The sequence below is a fragment of the Nocardia sp. NPDC057272 genome (assembly GCF_042668615.1).
GTDB lineage: Bacteria > Actinomycetota > Actinomycetes > Mycobacteriales > Mycobacteriaceae > Nocardia.
The window spans coordinates 1-1,024 of record NZ_JBHUYK010000072.1; the positions used below are offsets into that span (position 1 = coordinate 1).

The following is a 1,024-nucleotide window of genomic DNA, read 5'->3' on the forward strand; positions in this document are numbered from 1 at the left end:
AGGCAACGATGCGTAGCCGACCTGAGAGGGTGATCGGCCACACTGGGACTGAGACACGGCCCAGACTCCTACGGGAGGCAGCAGTAGGGAATCTTCCGCAATGGACGAAAGTCTGACGGAGCAACGCCGCGTGAGTGATGAAGGTTTTCGGATCGTAAAACTCTGTTGTTAGGGAAGAACAAGTACCGTTCGAATAGGGCGGTACCTTGACGGTACCTAACCAGAAAGCCACGGCTAACTACGTGCCAGCAGCCGCGGTAATACGTAGGTGGCAAGCGTTGTCCGGAATTATTGGGCGTAAAGGGCTCGCAGGCGGTTTCTTAAGTCTGATGTGAAAGCCCCCGGCTCAACCGGGGAGGGTCATTGGAAACTGGGGAACTTGAGTGCAGAAGAGGAGAGTGGAATTCCACGTGTAGCGGTGAAATGCGTAGAGATGTGGAGGAACACCAGTGGCGAAGGCGACTCTCTGGTCTGTAACTGACGCTGAGGAGCGAAAGCGTGGGGAGCGAACAGGATTAGATACCCTGGTAGTCCACGCCGTAAACGATGAGTGCTAAGTGTTAGGGGGTTTCCGCCCCTTAGTGCTGCAGCTAACGCATTAAGCACTCCGCCTGGGGAGTACGGTCGCAAGACTGAAACTCAAAGGAATTGACGGGGGCCCGCACAAGCGGTGGAGCATGTGGTTTAATTCGAAGCAACGCGAAGAACCTTACCAGGTCTTGACATCCTCTGACAATCCTAGAGATAGGACGTCCCCTTCGGGGGCAGAGTGACAGGTGGTGCATGGTTGTCGTCAGCTCGTGTCGTGAGATGTTGGGTTAAGTCCCGCAACGAGCGCAACCCTTGACCTTAGTTGCCAGCATTCAGTTGGGCACTCTAAGGTGACTGCCGGTGACAAACCGGAGGAAGGTGGGGATGACGTCAAATCATCATGCCCCTTATGACCTGGGCTACACACGTGCTACAATGGATGGTACAAAGGGTTGCTAGACCGCGAGGTTACGCCAATCCCACAAATCTGTTC

1 rRNA gene is annotated in these 1,024 nt (G+C 54.8%); it reads left to right on the forward strand.

Annotated features, from left to right (window positions below):
- Window positions 1-1,024 (forward strand): 16S ribosomal RNA (locus ACFULV_RS34960); the annotation flags it as partial.